This is a genomic window from Halobacteriovorax sp. HLS, assembly GCF_004006665.1.
In the GTDB taxonomy this organism is placed as follows: Bacteria; Bdellovibrionota; Bacteriovoracia; order Bacteriovoracales; family Bacteriovoracaceae; genus Halobacteriovorax.
Genome location: NZ_QOCL01000014.1, coordinates 259,164 through 276,119 on the forward strand (window position 1 = coordinate 259,164; position 16,956 = coordinate 276,119).

Sequence of the window (16,956 nt, forward strand, 5' to 3'; positions counted from 1 at the left end):
TATTTTAGACACTTACTACATTGACCAAAGATTTTACGCAGTTGAAAATAATTCAAGATTAAAGATTAAGTCTTCGTTTTTAGATATTATGAGTGGCACATAGGAGTTTAAATGAAGAAGTTCTTAATAGGTATAGCTCTAGTGACTACGTTTTCGTCCCAGGCAAATAACCTGCTTGAAAACCCTCGAGTAAGAAGTTTCCTAGAGGCCGCAAGCAAAATTGAATTTTGTGGGCGTAGTTGTTACCAAGCCAGTAATGGGGATAATGTTCATTTAGATGAGATGAGTTGCGAGGAACTAGAGGAAGTAAGTATTTCTCTAAATGAAAGTCTCGCGGCACACGAAGAAAGATTAAAAGAAATAAGAGCTATCTTGTCCCGACCGGCCTATAGAAATATTTTTGTTGATGAAGATGAACTCAAGTTCACTGGATATGTTTTAAATACTGACTTAATTCCAAGATTAAAACACCGTACAATTCGTGTGCATGAAATAATTGAGAGTAAGTGCGAATAAAAAAGCTCCCCGAAGGGAGCTATTAGTTATGCATTTTTGATGATTTCGGAAATATATTTTATCTGTTCTTCAGTTAAGAAAGGAGTCATAGGAAGACAGAGAGTTCTTCCTGCGAAGTTCTTAGCATTTGTATCTTCTCCTTCAAAACCTTTGAATGGAGTCATTTCACTAATTGCTTGATCATAGAAAGGTGTTGTAGAAACGCCTTTTTCTTTTAATAGGTCAGCTAGCTTGATTCTCTGCTCTACACTTTCACATTGAACAGGGTAGAGATGCCACGAAGATGTTTCAATATATTTTTGAGGAAGAGTTCTTACGCTAGCACCTTCTAAATGCTTATGGTAAAGGGCTGCATTAGACTTTCTCTCTTTATTATAACCCTCAATTTTTTCAAGTTTTTTATAAAGAACTGCTGCCTGAAGATGATCACAACGAGAGTTTCTTCCATAGGCTTCATCGTCACCACGACCATGATTTCCTACGACTTTAATCTTATTATAAAGTTCCTCACTCGGCATAAGAACCGCTCCTGCGTCACCAAAGGCTGCTAAGTTCTTTGTTGGATAAAAAGAAAAAGTTGTTAAGTTGTTTGATGAACCAACAGGGCCTGTTGGAAGAAATGTTCCCTGGGCCTGAGCTGCATCTTCTACAATCTTAATATTCTTCGGGTTACAAATCTGCTCAAGTTCAGCAATAGGAGCAGGTAGTCCGTATATATGAACAGGGATAATTGCTTTTAGCTCATGCTTTTCACTAAGTCTTTTAACTGAGTCAGGGCATATTAAGCCATCGATAGGATTAACATCTACATATATTGGTGTAGCTCCTCTATTTAGTACGGCCTCAATCGTTGCATAAAAAGTAATTCCTGGAACGCCAACTTTATCACCGTGGCCGATACCTAAAATCTCAAGAGACATTTCGATAGCATCAGTTCCATTTGCAACGAGAGCACATTTCTTCGCTCCTTGCATCTTCGCAAAGTCTTCTTCAAACTTTTTATTATACTCACCTTCAGCAAAAGCATTCTTATCGATGATTTCACCTAAGAGAGATTTAACTTCTTGTCTAAATTCTTCGTTGTGTAATTTTTCAAAATCGTAAAATGATATTTCCATCTTTAGTCCTCGGATTAAGGTATACGGATGGATTATATCAGTGATTTTTCTATTGATCTATTCTAGATTGTTGTACAGGGTGTTACTTTTTATTGATCCATTCACTCAAGATATCGGCCGCTTTCTTTGCGCCTTCACCTTGTTCGATTTTGGACTTAATAGATTTTATATAGGATTCAATCTCGGCCTTGTCTCTAATGGCCTGATCTTTTCCCCCGTTTTTAGCGGGAGAGTCATTAGTGGTCCTAACAGCAGAGAAACTCTGCTTTTTAGGACCTGTAGGTTTAAATAAATTTTGCAATTTCTTTATTCCCATTACTTTATTCCTTAAGCTGCCGCTTGAGGAGCTCTCTTAGCACCTTGGTAGTGTTTTACCACTTTTTCCATATGGTCTTCGATAATTTCATATAATTCTAGTTTAGTTTCTCTTGGGTCCATTCCGGCCGGCATTGCTGAATAGATAACTTCATTTTCAACTTCCGTAAATACATACCAAGTGTTACCAAGTTTTTGAAATGCTACTTCTGATTGTGTGTCTTGATTTGTCATGTGCCCCTCCAGGACTATTTGATTTCTCTTCCTGAGATATCAATTTCTTTTTCTACATGACTTATCGAACTTGGTTGTCAAAACTTTAGACATTTTTATTGGTCTAAGTTGTCGAAAATATAGACAATTTGAATGTTTTTAAAAGAAAGTAAAATGCTCGGTTAATAATTTGCTCTAAGGCCTAAGAAGACATTGAATTGTGCCGCAATAGGATAGTTTATTTCACTTGTCTCGTTCCACAATTCATCGATTTGAATTGGAGTTGTTGTGGAGAGAGTGTAAGGAAGATTAAAAATAGTTTCTGTACCTAAAATAAAATCAAGTCCAGTGCCTGGAATAAAGTCTTTGATAGCGTAAGTTAATCCAAGTTTAGGAGTGATTGAGTAACCAGTAAAAAGGCGTTCTTCAAATTGTCCATCAAGAGTTCCTTGCTCTACGGAGTATCTGTGCAAGTTGTAAGTGAAGCCACTAAATAGAGTTAGGTTTCTACTTTCATTTCTGTAAATGTCATATGAAATATAAGGACCTATTCCTATTTCACCATGTGTTTCCTGCGTGGTTCTTTGTGTCGAAACAAAGTAAGTGCTTCTTTGACCACTAAATTGTAGAGAACCGCCAAAGTAAAATCTATCAAAGTTATCAAATTCAACTTTTCGAGCGTAAATAGTATTGAATGAATACTTATTTCCAATTTGTTCTTCAAGTACAGTTGTCCCATAGTTAAATCCACTTTTTGCGGCAGGTCCAATACCGAAGGACATATAAGCTCTTGCCTTTCTTGGGTCAATCAATGGATAAGTGTCTGGAAGTGGTTCTTCTATTCTGTAGTCGGTTGGATCATAGCTCGCATAAGGATTCATTTGTAGTTGATCTTCTCTTTCGTCATTATAAATAACTTTTACAAATTTCTTAGAAATCCATGCGTCTTCGCCTGCAGTGGTTAGGGTTTTTAAAAAGAGTATGTTCTCTTTATTCTGTGGTAGTGGTTCACCATTAGAGTCAACATTATAGTTCATCTGCCACTGACTATTGTTTAACTGATTAGAGTTGATAAATAGTTTCTTTCCTTTTCGAACACGTTGGAGTGTTCTTGCCGATTGATCAGGGGCTGCAAGTAGAGGAGCTTCAAGAACAATGACTTCAGCATCTATGGCCATAGCACTATTAATAAAAATGACTAATAGAAGAGTTATGATTTTTTTTATAGGTTCCATGTAAATTGATATCCTATGCTAAATGAACTTTGAGTCATTGTTGTTTTTTCAGGTGAAATGGGAGCTTGTCCAGGAAGTTCTGATTTTACTGAGCTTCTTATGAATGAATTCTCATATCCAAGAGAAATATTTCCATAACTTGTTTTGTATAGAGCTTCTAAGCCAATTTGCCATAATAGTGTAGAGAAACTAATTTTCTGTCCATTGTCTGAAGCGTTGAAAAATAGAGACTTCTTGACTGCCAGCTGAGTATTTAAAGCGAAGCTTCCTCTATCATAGAATGTATATTTTGCAGTAGGTCCAAAGTAGGCAGCATTCCAGATAGATTCTGAACTATCTTCAAAATTCAAAACCCCATATTGGTAGTCAAAAACAAGGCCAAAATCTACAGGGAGAAATGATTCGTAATAGAGTTTTACACTTACTGTGTTAGAGTTTGCGTTTCCATCAGAGTAGCCAAGATTCTGTCCGACATAACTCATATTTGAAGTATCATTTCTAAAGAGAAGATGTGTTTGAAGCGGTAGAACTTTATCCGAAGTATGGTTCTGAGTCTTAACGGGGTAGGTCTTATCGGCAGGAATTGTCGATCTTAGTTTTATAATATCTTGAACAGAGGTTAGGTTCTTAGTGTGAGTTTTATATTTAATACTCCCATCTTTTGATAGAATATAGGACCATTTTCCACCGTAGTAGATCTCTCTGGCCTTTACGTAGACTTTTCTTTCGTTATAGAAAACTTCATTACCATCTAACTTTATAAGCTTAGAGTTCTTAGTTAGCGAGGCATAGAAGTTTTCAGGAATTAAGGGGTCGGTTCTAATGTATTCTTTGGGTTTATATTTTCGGTACCGAATTTTGGAAATATCAATCGATTCAGATAAAGAATCGATTTGAGAGAAATTAACTTCATCTTCTAAAAATTCGTCTAAGACATCATGTGGAGGAACTATTGCAATTTCCGATGCCATTACGTTTATACTTAATAAAATGATAAGAATTTTAGTTATTATTTTCAAGCCATTTCCTCGCTTCACAAAATGCTAACCAATTGCTCTCGTATCCAAAGTTTTTATTATTTAACTGGTCTGCTTCATACCACTTAAAGCTTTGGTGCTCTTTTTCGCATAGAGATACATGATGACTAAAAGGAGCAAGTACTAAATAAACCTTTTCGTGAACAGATTTATTCCAACGATCAGTGAAATCAAAGAAAATTGGAAGTTCTGTAAGTGTTCCTGTTAGGCCTGTTTCCTCTTGTAATTCTCTTAGCGCGCCTATTACGTAGCTCTCTTTATCTTCAACTGATCCTGTTACATTTTGCCAATGAAAATCTCTATCTTCTTTGGTCTGTAACAAAAGTACTTTTGATCTTGTTTCTAAATCAAAAATAACTACTTGGACTTTTTTATGACGCTTCTCTTCCATACCTTAATTATACTCTAATACGTGTAAATAGGAACTTAGGCGGACGAGATTTATCACGCGGTGGGTCTATGACGAAAAAGTTTGCTTATATTGCATCTAGTCTTTGGCAAGATTCATTGCTACTCAGTGTGCAAAATGATATGAATATAGAACTATGACAGACGTAACAAGCTTCCTACACACACTAGCGACATGTCTGCCGGGATTTCTTATTGGAGTGGTATTTCATGAATACGCTCATGCCCTTGTGGCCACCAAGTTTGGTGACGATACACCCGAGCGATACGGTCGACTAACTCTTAATCCTTCTTCACATGCAGATATGATGGGGACTATTATTTTTCCACTAGGTCTAATGCTTTTTGGATTAACTCCTTTCGGGTGGGCCAAGCCAGTTCCTGTCAATCCATCAAACTTTAAAAAATATAAGGCCGGAAGCTTTTGGGTTGCCTTTGCTGGTCCTGGAGCAAATATAATCATAGCTCTGCTATGTTCTCTACTCTTTGCATTGTCATATACACAGCTACCTATGAGTGTGTCTTTTAAGCCTGCAATTGAAAATATGCTCCGTTATGCTGTGGTTATAAATCTAGTTCTTGCAGTATTTAACCTGATCCCTTTTCCTCCACTGGACGGATCAAAGATGGTAATGCCTTTTTTAGATTACAATCAGGCCAGAAAGTATGAAGAGTTACAAAGATTTACTTTCCTATTTTTTATAATTTTATGGATGACTGATATTTTCTCTTACCTTGTTAGACCAGTCTTTGCGCTTTCTAATATGGTGACAGGATTATTTATAATGCTTTTTAGCTAATGGAGTAATGGATGTTAGATACAACCATTCAGGTCAAAACAGATAACTTTGATGGACCGCTTGGTCTTTTACTTATGCTCGTACAAAAAGAAGAGATGAGTGTAAAAGATCTAGATTTAACAAAAATTACGAGCCAATACCTAGGCTATCTCGCAGAAATGCGTGATTTAAACTTCGACATTGCTGGAGATTACCTCTATTTAGCAGCGACACTTCTCTTATTAAAATCTAAAAACTGTATAACTGAAGAAGAGCAAGAGCGTCTTAAAGATCAACTTTCTGACGGAGAGGGGTTAAATATAACTTCTTCAGCAGAGCTTATTAGAAGATTAGAAGAGCTTCAACACTTCCAAAAGATGGGAGAGAAGCTTTGGTCACTTGATAAGAGAGACGAGCATATCTTTGTAAAACCAAAGATCAATAGAAAGGCCATTGTAAACTCAATCTTGACTCCTATGGAGCTAGAGAAACTTACAATGGCAATGATGGATTTCTTATTTAGAGAAAGAAGAAAATATACAGTTGTAAAAAGAGACCGTTTATCTATTAAAGAGAAACTTGTCTTCCTTAGATCACACTTAGAAGTTGGGCAAAAAACAACTTTACAGGATCTTTTAGATAATGATGGTGGCGAGAATTTAGATAATAAAGTTATAACTTTTATTTCTTTATTAGAGCTTGCACGCCTACAGAGACTTGAAGTTTTTCAAAATGAGTCAATGGGTAGCATTTACGTTGATGTCGTAAAATCATTAGAAGATTTTGATGTTACTCAGGCCGATGGTTTTGAAGATGAAGATGAGCTTGCTGAAAAGGCAATCTCTGAAGATATTGCAAATACTATTGCACAAAATGGAGTAGAGATCGCTGAAGAGCCTTTATCTGCAAATGAAATGACACACACTCAGCAAGATGCTGTTAACGAAGAGCAAGTTCTTCAATAGACCCTCGAGAGACGATTATGATTGATACGAATGAAAATGAACTCATTAATGACGAAATTCTAAATCAAATTGAAAATGTTGTTTTTGAAGATAACTTTGATGATGAAGTTGAAGCAGCTCTTTTATCTGAAAGAGAAGATGAGCTAGAAGCAACACTTTATCCTAGTGAGTCTGACCTTGAATATCCTGATATGGAAATGAGTTCAGATAATATCGATCAAGGTGATGATATTGTAGAAGAACTTGATGAAGAGCAAGAAGATAAAATTTGGCAGGCGAGAACAGGGCTTAATTTTGAAACTCTTTGTGGAGCCATTGAGACAATTATTTTCATGAGTGACAAGCCTGTTGCTTTGGCAAAAATTAGAAATGTAATTGATGAAGATCTTCCATTGCGTGTTGTTCATGCTTCATTAGAAAGACTTCAAAATGAATATGAATTAAAGCATCACGGTTTAAGGCTACAAGAAGTTGCTGAAGGGTATCAGTTTAGAACTAAAGCAACTTACTCTAAGTATGTGCAAGATTTATTTAAAGTGAACTCTCTTGTTCTTTCGCCAACTGCTTTAGAAGTACTGGCCATTATTGCTTATAAACAACCAGTTTCTAAAATAGAGGTAGAAAAAATTAGAGGAGTGGATTCTTCTCATATTGTTAGAGGATTAATGGATAAGAGACTTGTTAAGACAACAGGTCGTTCTGATGAAGCTGGTAGACCAGTTCTCTACGGAACTACAACAGAGTTCTTAGAAGTATTTAACTTAAATGACTTAAATGACCTTCCGCCTGAGCATGAGCTTGATGAAATGAGCCAACAGGAGATTGGAAAAATCTCTGACATTAAGACAATTGTTCACACTGGTGACAAGTCGAGATTTTCATTTGATGAAATAGATGAACTTGATGCACTGGCCGATAGAATTAAGTCCATCGACTCAGAAACTGATTTTACGAGATCACTCAAAGTTGAAGAGAAGAAAAGAAGAACGGAAGATGGAGAGGCGATTAAGTCGGCTTTTGATCTACTAGAGGAGCATCTTGACCATAAACTTGTTCTAGATGCGAATATGGAATCAGTTATCTCTGAAGTATTTACTGCAGTAACTGATCCTTCAATAATAAGAGACTTAACTGCTGGACCTTTTAATCTACCAGAACTTGTCGAAGAAGAGGAAGAAGAGTTTCAGATGATTGACCTGGATACAGGTGAAGTCATAGTAGATGAGTTAGAAGATGACCAAGAAAGTGAAGGTGAAGACTTTCAATTAAGTGAAGAGCAGATTTCAGAGCTTGAAGACTTTGACTTTATGGTTGATCTAGAGATGACTGAAGAGCAAGTTAAAGAAATATCACAAGCTACTGGTATTGAAATTCAACCAAGTGATGATGAACCCGCTCCAGCTCTAGAAGCGACTAGTCCTGTTGAGGAACAAGCTATCGAAACTGCTGAAAACCTTTTTAAAGATAATGCGGATGAAATATCTTCTTTGGCCGCAGCACTTGATCAGGCATTTGCCAATCTTACGGGTGAGAGTTTAGATGAAACTGATCTTGAAGATAGTGAAGCAAATATCAATGAAAAAGTTAATGATATTGATGAGTTATCATCAATGATTTCTGAAAAAGCTAAGGGCTTGGATCTTGATTTAAGCTTTCTAAATGACTCTTCAGACTCTGAAATCTAAGAGAAAGTATTAATTTCACATCGATTGACAATAAAAGAGGCTAACTGTACGTTAGCCTCGTTTTTACATACCTATATAAATCTTAAACGGCCGAGAGGGCAGATTAAGGAGTTCAAAATGTCTGAATTAAGATTACAAAAATTTATTGCTGATTGTGGAATTACTTCGAGAAGAAAAGCGGAGGAGTTAATAGCACAAGGGCGTGTTCAAGTTAACGGTGAAACAGTTAGAGTTCTTGGAACAAAAGTAAATCCAAGCACTGATGCAGTGATCGTTGATGGTAAGATTGCTGATCTCGCCAGTGTTGACCATGTCTACGTTGTAATGAACAAGCCAAGAGGATACGTAACAACTTTAAATGATCCAGAAGGTAGAAAAACTGTAATGGACCTTTGTATGGAAGTTTCGGAAAGAATTTATCCAGTTGGTCGTTTAGACTATCTTTCAGAAGGTTTACTTGTTTTAACTAATGATGGTGAAGTGGCAAATATGATCATGCACCCTAGTTTCAATATAACAAAAGTATATGAAGTTAAGGTTTTTGGTAGTGTTACAGACACGATTCTTAAAAAATTAAGAAATGGTGTTCAGCTAGAAGACGGTTTCATGAAACCATTATCTGTAAGAGTTATTAAGCAACTTCCAAATAAGACTTGGTTAGAATTTAGACTAGGTGAGGGAAGAAATAGAGAGATTAGAAGAATTTGTGAAGCTTGCGGACTAACTGTTGATAAGCTTAAACGTTTTGCAATTGAAGGGTTAACAGTAGACGGAATTGCTCCTGGAAAGTTTAGATATATTTCTAAGAGACAACTTCTTTCTCATGTTGGACTTCTTGAAGATGGGCGTAAAGATCCTCACGCAAAAACTTGGCACTCAGATAAGAAGACTGTTAATTTAAAGAAAAAAGGTGTTCAACCAGGTACTGCAGCTGATGACGCTAGTTGGATTAAGTATAGAAAGGAAACTTATTTTCAATCGGTAAAAGAATTAGCTGAAAGAAAGAAGCTTGAAAAAGAACAAGAGAGCGCGGCTTCTCTTGCTGCTAGAGATGAGGCTCACTTTGCTAGAAAGAAGAGAAAGTCTCTACGTGAAGCTAAGAAAGCTGATAACGTTAAATTTCCACATGCGATCATAGAGAAGTAGGTCGAGATGAAATTCTTTAGCATTTTACTTTTACTACTTATGATCTCTTGTACCAAAGAAGAGTTTAATAACCAATATAACCTTCCAGGAAGTAGTGAAACTACTACCTCTCAAGAAGTTCAAGAAGTTTTACTTGAAAAAAATGTGAGAACTCTTGAATTCTTAGGAGATCTCTCTATTCCTGCATACAGCAGTAAAGTGAAAGAAGAGTTCTTTTACGAAAGAAAGAAAGCTACTTGTAAGTTAACTTACAAGATGTCGAACTTTGATGTAAATATAAAAAAAGGTTTTCAATTACCAATTCTTAGTGAGGAAATTAGATTAACTCGAGATTTTACTTCTAGTGATAGATCAGTCATAGAGTATAGTATATCATTTGACGAAAATGACTTTAAGATTAATTATTTAATCTGTTCTTTTGAAAATGGGAAAGATCTGTTTTTAAACAGAGATCTACTGACTACTTTCAAAGAAATTATGAAGAAAGTTAGCCTCTTTAACTCTCAAAATGAACAATTTATATTTTAAAATGAATAAGGGTCAATATTTGGCCCTTACTCAATCTCTTTTATAATTTTGTCTAAATTCTTTTTTTGAATATCTATCATTTCTAAATTAATCAAGCTTTCAAGACCGCAGTGTATACAATTCTCACTTAGAGATTTTAATTTGGCACATTTTCCTGAGTTGATAAGTTTGTCCATGACTTGAGAGCTAGTCTTAACCTGTAGGCCATCAATTTCTCGGTGATCTCCACTCCTGCGTCTATCTGCTACAAAACTATTTGCATCATCCTTGTCTAGAGCGCAACTAGAGTAAAGCTTTGAATAGAGTTTAGAATCATACTTTAATTCTAGGCGTTCAATTTCTTTTTCAATAGGAAACCTCTCATCACCTTGTACTGAGCGTAGTCTATTCTTTAACTTTCTTATTTCACCCTCAAGTGCATAGTTTGTGTTTAATCTAGAAGAAATTTCTTCTTCTGACAGAGAACAAGGACATTGAGAGTTTGGTGTTCTCGTTGAACATTTCACAATATAATTAAAGAAATAAGAAGCCGGCATTTTCGATGAACAGAGCTTTTCATCATCTTTTCCAAACAATGTGTAGCTGCTATTACTATTTGAGCCAGGAAGTTTCCCCATTTCAATACCTAGAGGTATGTACATTCCTATATTTGTTTCAAGTCCAATCGATCTTGAGATTGCTGAGGTATATAATCCTCTATGGTAGACACGAATTGAAACTTTCTTTGGGTCTCTATAGTCTAGGGCATCTAACTTTTCATATTGATAGCTTGATTTAGATTTAGGAATAGTTGGTAACTCTATTGGCCTATCTTTTATCTTTAAGTCAGTTGTTTTACGTGTATCAATAGAGCCATTCTTTGAGAAATGAACTTTCGCTCCATTTGCAAGGGCCATACTAAAGGTACCGTCCTGATTCTTTGTAATAGATAGGCCTTTATCATTTGGAAAGAGTTGATAAGACTTGTATCCTGATGATGAACTATCTGTTGGACCTGTACCATAATTACTAAGAACATTGATCTTGCCTTTCGATTGGAAGCTCCATTGCCTCGAGGCATCTTGTCTGGATTGGCTATAGGGAGATACTTTACTGTCTCTAGATGTTTCTATAGTAAAAGAACAAACGTCTGAGAAGTTATCTATTCGAATAGTTACTTGCTCGTTTACCTGCAGAGACCTCTCTTTGATATCCTTGCAATGTATGGTTTGCGAATAAGAGTTAATTGAAAAAAGTAGTAGAATAGTTATTAGTTTCATAATGAATTTATCGGAATAAAAAAGGCCCAAGATGAATCATTGGGCCTTTTTTATGAAATATAATTTTAAAAAATTAATTATCGTAAGAAACTACATTAGAGTTTGTAATATGTTCTTGGAGGATATCCATCGAATACTCTAGCGCTTGCTCAGCGTAAGGAATATTATCAACACCTTTTAGGTCTTGAGCAAAATGGGCCTTCTTTATAATTGAAGCACACATTCTCATAAAGTTAGCGCTACCATCAAAGAATTCATCTTCGCTATCAGTGACTAATACATGCTGCAACATAGTGTTAAGTGACTTGATAAGTCTAACTTGGGCATCGGTTAATTCAGATGTATCTACTTCAATAAAGACTCTTTGATTTTTTGCAGTAATGGCGCTCATATTCCTTTCCTTTTATTCGGGTTCAGCTCATATCAATAAGCTAATCGCCACATTTTCTAATATTTTTAGCAATTTATGTTGGAGCAAAATACTTTTTTTATAAATCATAATTAAGCTGGACAAATTACATCCATTAAATTACTATTTGGACAATTCGAAAATTCCTATTTTCAATTATTTAACGCGGGATGGAGCAGTCAGGTAGCTCGTCGGGCTCATAACCCGAAGGCCGGAGGTTCGAATCCTTCTCCCGCAACCAATTTTTCTATGAAATCATCAATAATATCTATATCCAATCTCTCCAAAAAATTTGGTGAATTACAAGTTTTAGATGGATTAAACCTGAGTATTGAACTTGGCGAAATTTATGGATTTTTAGGACCTAATGGAGCAGGTAAATCTACTACCCTTAAGTGTATTATTGGTCAGCTTGAGTATGATTCAGGCAATATTAGTGTTTTTGATATATCCCCAGACTCTAGAAAACAATTCAAGGCTCTCTCTGTTGGCGTTGTTCCAGAGACTCAAAATTTATATGAAAATCTATCTGTGTATCAGAATTTAGAATTATTTTGTGGTCTTTTGAGTGTTGATAAGCAAAGAATATATGAGATTTGTGAAGAACTCTTTTTAATGGATAAACTCAAGTCTAAAGTGAAGTATCTTTCTAAAGGCCTAAAGCAAAGAGTTCTTTTGGCTAGATCTGTATTACATCGTCCAGAGCTTTTATTTCTTGATGAGCCAACAAGTGGGCTTGATCCTATTTCGGCCCATAAAGTTCATAACTATATTAGAAAGCTTAATGCCACTGGAACAACTATTTTTTTAACGACCCACTTTATGGAGGAAGTTGAAGAGTTGTGTACAAGAGTGGGGTTTTTGAAAAATGGTAAAATCATAGAAGAGGGAAGTGTTACAGATCTTTTGGAAAAATATAATGTAGATAAAATAAAGAAGGTTTTCCTGAGATTATTGGATGATTCCTATGAATAGAATAAAGGTTCTTCTAAAGAAAGAGTTTTTTGATTTTATTAATCATCCTCAAACATTTGTAATATTCTTCGTCGTTATTGTAATTAATTTCTTTCTAGCCAAGAGTATTGGTACCATTCAATTAGAAATGTACTTAACAATGTCCATTGTTATGATTGGGTTTTATTCACCTTCATTTCTATTCACTGAAGAAATTGAAAAAAGAACTTTGGATGCACTGTTGCTGACACCTGTTAGCGCGTTTGAAATTATTTTTTCTAAAGCATTGTTTTATACTTTACTCTCAACTCTTGTATCTGTGTTTCTTACTTTGTCGTTTGATGCGAGTAAGTATAATATTTTAACTGTCTTCTTTGCAGTAACTCTAGGGAGCCTTTGGGTTACGTTGCTCGGTATTATCATAGGATCATTATGTAAGAAGCAGTCTGAAATAAGTGGATACGGTACAATTATCTTCTTGGTTCTCTTTCTTCCAAATTTACTCGCACCAATAAATGACGGGCTGAACTTAGTTTCTTTAGGGCTCCCTACTCGATATGTGACGGAGTTAATTCATAGTCCGGTAGGATCTAAAAGGTTCTTTGAATTCTTCCTTGCGCTTGTATTACAGGTTATTCTTTTACTTTTTCTTAACCTTGAAGGAATTAAAAGAATTCAAAGTGGGGTAGAGAACTTAAAGAGAGTTAGATTTAAAGAGTACATAATAGTGTTTCTCGTTCTTCTTCTTTCATTTAGTAGTGCCCACTATTTTCAAAGTTTAAGAGGTGGTCATATAACAATAGACACTAAGAAGTATTATAAAATTCAAAAGTTAAATGTATCATTCTTATTAGATAGTCCAAATCTTGAAGTAGAAGAGATGGATCTGTTTGGAGAAAAAGTCATTAGTATTTCCGATTCAACAATAGAAAATATTTCTATAAAAGTTAGAATCAAAGAGAGAGTTGAGGCCAAGACTCTGAGCAAGTGGTATGAAGAAAAGAATGTGGCCCTTAGTGAGAAAAAGAGCTTTGTTGTAAGTAGATCACTTTCTGATGATAACTTTACATACGAAGTTGAAAATAGGAGAGGAAAGTATTGGAGCTTTAATTTCTTTAGAGGCCATCAACAAGTTTCCATAGTACTGAGTGTTTCTAGCTCGATTAAGATTAGTGATCATGAGCATATGCGAAACCTTTGGCGCAATATGTGCGACTCAAGGCTTAATTCTATCAAAAGTAAATCCAAAATAAAGTAATTCCAGTATGTTACTTTATCTTCTCTCGTGAATTAATTTCATGCACACTAGTAAAAAACTCGATATCTGCTAGTTTAAACTCATTAATTTAGGAGTTTAAAATGTCTTTATCACAGGCCAAAGTAGTTTTCGGATCTAGAGAGATCAATCATCCATTAGCTAAAATTGTGGGAATAATCTTAGGATTACTAATCGCTTCGATTGTAGTGAGTACGGTTGTTTTCTTTGTATTGCCTTTACTTGGTGTTGTCGCAGGAGTGGTTTTCTTTGCTATCGCTGCCGTAGGACTAACCTTACTTGCTCTTGCTTATCCAATTAGAAAGAAAATAAAGAATAAAGATTTTAATGTTAACTTTTCAGACAACGATAGAGATTATAATTTCTCAATTGATGGTGATTTAGAAATTAATGCTAAAAGCGTTACTAACCTTGAAGTTATTCTTGAAAATGGAAAAGTGAAAATCTCAGAATCACCAACAGGTGATATTATCTGCAAGAGTTCTAAAGGTGTGATTGGTTACTTGGAGGAGGGATCATCTCTGTTTCTTAAAGGTATATCCAAAGAAGAAGACCTTCTAGAGGTTCTAATTCCTAGGCACGTCTATATATTGGTAAAAATAGGAAAAGGTGAACTTGATCTTCGAGAAGTTCCTGTCTCTTTAAAGGTTCAAATGGGGATGGGGAAAATTGTCGCCTACTCAACTTTAAATGACCTACATGTTCAATCTGGTAACGCTAAGGTTTATGCCCACAGTCTTGCTGGAGAAGCAAATCTAGAACTTGGAATGGGAGATGTTGTTCTCGACGTAACGCCTACAGGGATCGATCAGCTTATTTCTATTAAATCTGCAAAAGTTAAAGCTAAGGTTATTGTACCAGTAGGAATTCCTGTTCATGCAAAGGCCGAGGGGCTTAATGTCAATATTGATAGTGATGTGACATTACTTGATGAAGCTCCGCTATATTTAAATCTAAAAGCTGCTGTAGGAAATGTTGAGATAAAGGAAAAGAGTAACCTTATTTATCTTCAATAATTTTGCCTTTTCATTTTGGCTTCTTTGGTTGAATATTATGATACTCAATCAAAGGAGAGTTCCTTGAAAATTCCAAGTCCTAAGAAAATTCCACATAAAATGATCGCTCACGAAGATGAGAGAGTTGATAATTACTATTGGATGAGATTTCTAGATGAGGACAAAGATGTAAAAAAACATCTATTACAAGAAAATGACTTCTTTAAAGATTATCTTCAAAATACTACTGAATTACAAAAACAACTGTACGATGAGATGCGTTCTCGAAAAAAAGAGAAAGATCAAAGTGTTCCGGCCCTAGATGGAGATTATTACTACTATGATCGCTATGAAGAGGGGCAGGAGTATGCAATCCATTGCCGTACGAGTAAAGGTTCAAATTCTGAAGAAATACTCTTAGATGTTAACTTGTTAGCGATTGATAAGGACTTTGTTGATATTGGTGCCTTTAGCGTTTCTCCTGATGGGAAGAAAATGGCCTACTCGATAGATGATAATGGTTCAGAAGTTTATAAAATATATATAAAAAACTTAGAGACCGGTGATCTTTATCCTGAAATTATTGATCAAGCGTATGACTCTATATGTTGGTTTAATGATAGTGAGCATTTTTGTTATAACGTCGTAAATAAAAATCTAAGACCGCATAAAATTAAAAAGCATAAACTACATTCAGATGTTAGTAGTGATGAGGTTTTGTATCATGACAAGAGTGCAGAGTTCTTTGTTCACTGTGCAAAAGGAATAGATAATGAATATATCTTTGCTGTAAGTGGTGGTTCTGTTTCTACAGAGTATTCAATACTAAGTGCTAATAAACCTGAAGGTAAATTCAATCTATTTCAAAAAAGAAAAGATGATTTAGAATATGATATTGATCACAGAGATGGCATCTTCTATATCCTTACAAATGATGAGCATGAAAACTTTAGAGTGGTAACTTGTGACTCGAAAGATAGTTCTCTAGAGAACTGGAAAGAATTTATTCCAGGGTCTGATTCTAGGTACTTATTAGGGTTTGATACGTACAACGATTTTGCAGTCTTAACATTTAGAGAAGATGGTCTACGTAATTATGAAATTATATTCTTTGATGAAAGACCTAGTCAGCTTATAACTTTTCCTGCTCAAGCTTATAGTACAAGTGTTGGTGAAAATTATGAGTTTAATACAAGTGTATTTCGCTATAATTATAGTGCTCTAAATTGTCCTAGTTCTGTATTGGAGTATGATGTTAATACAAAAACGACTTCAACTTTAAAAGTTCTTGAAGTTGCTAACTTTGATAGTGATAAGTATATAGTTCGAAGACGCTCGTATACCTCTCGTGATGGTGTGAAAGTACCAGTCTCAATTCTTTGTCTTAAAGATTATTCAGAAAATTCTCCCCTTTATGTTTATGGCTATGGCTCATATGGTTCCACTATTGATCCGAGTTTCAGAGATGACCTCTTTAGTTTAGTTGATAGAGGATTTAACTTTGCTATTATCCACCCAAGAGGAAGTTCTACTTTAGGGAGATCATGGTATGAGAATGGAAAGTTTCTAGAAAAGAAAAATACTTTTAATGATTTTATAGATGCTACTCGTGGACTTTGCGAAGATGGTTATGGAAAAGAGGGAAATATCATTGCTAGTGGCGGAAGTGCTGGAGGTTTGTTAATGGGGGCCATTGCAAACCTTGCTCCTGATCTTTACAAAACGATTGTAGCGGAAGTTCCTTTCGTTGATGTATTAACAACTATGTTAGATAAGGATCTTCCACTAACTCAGCTAGAGTATAAAGAATGGGGAAATCCTCAAGAGCGTGAGTACTATGATTATATTAAGTCATATTCTCCTTACGATAATTTAGAAGCTAAGAATTATCCTAATATCTTAGCAACTGCCGGACTAAATGACCCTAGAGTGACTTATTGGGAGCCTGCTAAATGGATTGCGAAATTGAGAGATTTAAATACTGGCAGTTCAAGTATTTTTCTCTACACAAATATGGATGCTGGTCATGGTGGAGCAAGCGGTCGATTTGAGTACTTAAAAGAAGAGTCCATGGTCTATGCCTATATTCTAAAAAGCTTTGGGCGGGATTAAGCTTAA

18 protein-coding genes and 1 tRNA gene are annotated in these 16,956 nt (G+C 35.4%); 11 read left to right on the top strand and 8 right to left on the bottom strand.

Annotation, left to right across the window (positions count from 1 at the left end; translation table 11 throughout):
• Nucleotides 1-111: 111 nt before the first annotated feature.
• Nucleotides 112-516, top strand: a complete 405-nt coding sequence (locus DPQ89_RS15245; protein ID WP_127717898.1) for a hypothetical protein — start codon at nt 112-114, stop codon at nt 514-516.
• Nucleotides 517-542: 26 nt separating this feature from the next.
• On the opposite strand, the gene DPQ89_RS15250 is transcribed toward DPQ89_RS15245, so the two are convergent.
• The 6 genes from DPQ89_RS15250 to DPQ89_RS15275 all read right to left on the bottom strand — a co-directional run bounded on the left by DPQ89_RS15250 (nt 543) and on the right by DPQ89_RS15275 (nt 4,825).
• The gene (locus DPQ89_RS15250) at nt 543-1,634 is read right to left on the bottom strand and encodes a DegT/DnrJ/EryC1/StrS aminotransferase family protein (RefSeq protein ID WP_127717899.1); all 1,092 of its coding nucleotides are present in this window, start codon (nt 1,632-1,634) and stop codon (nt 543-545) included.
• Between the two features lie 82 nt (nt 1,635-1,716).
• Nucleotides 1,717-1,950, bottom strand: a complete 234-nt coding sequence (locus DPQ89_RS15255; protein WP_127717900.1) for a hypothetical protein — start codon at nt 1,948-1,950, stop codon at nt 1,717-1,719.
• A gap of 11 nt (nt 1,951-1,961) precedes the next feature.
• Complete coding sequence (locus DPQ89_RS15260; RefSeq protein WP_127717901.1) at nt 1,962-2,183, bottom strand: hypothetical protein; 222 nt, start codon at nt 2,181-2,183, stop codon at nt 1,962-1,964.
• A 161-nt stretch (nt 2,184-2,344) separates the two neighbouring features.
• The gene (locus DPQ89_RS15265) at nt 2,345-3,397 is read right to left on the bottom strand and encodes a hypothetical protein (RefSeq protein WP_127717902.1); all 1,053 of its coding nucleotides are present in this window, start codon (nt 3,395-3,397) and stop codon (nt 2,345-2,347) included.
• Nucleotides 3,385-4,416, bottom strand: a complete 1,032-nt coding sequence (locus tag DPQ89_RS15270) for a hypothetical protein (RefSeq protein ID WP_127717903.1) — start codon at nt 4,414-4,416, stop codon at nt 3,385-3,387. Before DPQ89_RS15270 ends, DPQ89_RS15265 begins: the two co-directional genes overlap by 13 nt.
• Entirely contained in the window at nt 4,400-4,825 is a 426-nt protein-coding gene (locus DPQ89_RS15275) for an NUDIX domain-containing protein (RefSeq protein ID WP_127717904.1), read from the bottom strand. Before DPQ89_RS15275 ends, DPQ89_RS15270 begins: the two co-directional genes overlap by 17 nt.
• Before the next feature lie 154 nt (nt 4,826-4,979).
• Here DPQ89_RS15275 and DPQ89_RS15280 point away from each other — a divergent pair, with 154 nt between their 5' ends.
• From DPQ89_RS15280 to DPQ89_RS15300, 5 genes are all read left to right on the top strand, one after another.
• Nucleotides 4,980-5,642: a site-2 protease family protein gene (locus tag DPQ89_RS15280; RefSeq protein WP_127717905.1), complete on the top strand. Its 663-nt coding sequence runs from the start codon at nt 4,980-4,982 to the stop codon at nt 5,640-5,642.
• A gap of 11 nt (nt 5,643-5,653) precedes the next feature.
• Complete coding sequence (locus DPQ89_RS15285; protein ID WP_127717906.1) at nt 5,654-6,586, top strand: ScpA family protein; 933 nt, start codon at nt 5,654-5,656, stop codon at nt 6,584-6,586.
• A 17-nt stretch (nt 6,587-6,603) separates the two neighbouring features.
• A complete protein-coding gene (gene scpB / locus DPQ89_RS15290; RefSeq protein WP_127717907.1) occupies nt 6,604-8,271 on the top strand; it encodes an SMC-Scp complex subunit ScpB in 1,668 nt (555 codons plus the stop codon).
• Nucleotides 8,272-8,388: 117 nt separating this feature from the next.
• Complete coding sequence (locus tag DPQ89_RS15295) at nt 8,389-9,417, top strand: pseudouridine synthase (protein ID WP_206611184.1); 1,029 nt, start codon at nt 8,389-8,391, stop codon at nt 9,415-9,417.
• Between the two features lie 6 nt (nt 9,418-9,423).
• Nucleotides 9,424-9,945, top strand: coding sequence for a hypothetical protein (locus DPQ89_RS15300; RefSeq protein WP_127717908.1), 522 nt, complete (start codon nt 9,424-9,426; stop codon nt 9,943-9,945).
• Nucleotides 9,946-9,971: 26 nt separating this feature from the next.
• Here the strand turns inward: DPQ89_RS15300 and DPQ89_RS15305 are convergent, their stop codons facing one another.
• Both DPQ89_RS15305 and DPQ89_RS15310 read right to left on the bottom strand, forming a co-directional pair.
• Entirely contained in the window at nt 9,972-11,204 is a 1,233-nt protein-coding gene (locus DPQ89_RS15305; protein WP_127717909.1) for a hypothetical protein, read from the bottom strand.
• Nucleotides 11,205-11,277: 73 nt separating this feature from the next.
• Nucleotides 11,278-11,595 carry a hypothetical protein gene (locus DPQ89_RS15310; RefSeq protein ID WP_127717910.1) on the bottom strand — a complete coding sequence of 106 codons (318 nt, stop codon included), beginning with the start codon at nt 11,593-11,595 and terminating at the stop codon, nt 11,278-11,280.
• 182 nt (nt 11,596-11,777) lie between these two features.
• On the opposite strand from DPQ89_RS15310, the gene DPQ89_RS15315 reads away from it, so the two are divergent.
• From DPQ89_RS15315 to DPQ89_RS15335, 5 genes are all read left to right on the top strand, one after another.
• Nucleotides 11,778-11,854: transfer RNA gene (locus tag DPQ89_RS15315), tRNA-Met, on the top strand.
• An 8-nt stretch (nt 11,855-11,862) separates the two neighbouring features.
• Nucleotides 11,863-12,588, top strand: coding sequence for an ABC transporter ATP-binding protein (locus DPQ89_RS15320; protein WP_127717911.1), 726 nt, complete (start codon nt 11,863-11,865; stop codon nt 12,586-12,588).
• Nucleotides 12,581-13,825 carry an ABC transporter permease gene (locus DPQ89_RS15325; protein WP_164848464.1) on the top strand — a complete coding sequence of 415 codons (1,245 nt, stop codon included), beginning with the start codon at nt 12,581-12,583 and terminating at the stop codon, nt 13,823-13,825. The genes DPQ89_RS15320 and DPQ89_RS15325 overlap by 8 nt, the downstream gene beginning before the upstream one ends.
• A 101-nt stretch (nt 13,826-13,926) precedes the next feature.
• Nucleotides 13,927-14,859: a hypothetical protein gene (locus DPQ89_RS15330; RefSeq protein ID WP_127717913.1), complete on the top strand. Its 933-nt coding sequence runs from the start codon at nt 13,927-13,929 to the stop codon at nt 14,857-14,859.
• Nucleotides 14,860-14,922: 63 nt separating this feature from the next.
• A complete protein-coding gene (locus DPQ89_RS15335; protein ID WP_127717914.1) occupies nt 14,923-16,950 on the top strand; it encodes a S9 family peptidase in 2,028 nt (675 codons plus the stop codon).
• Nucleotides 16,951-16,956: the final 6 nt, after the last annotated feature.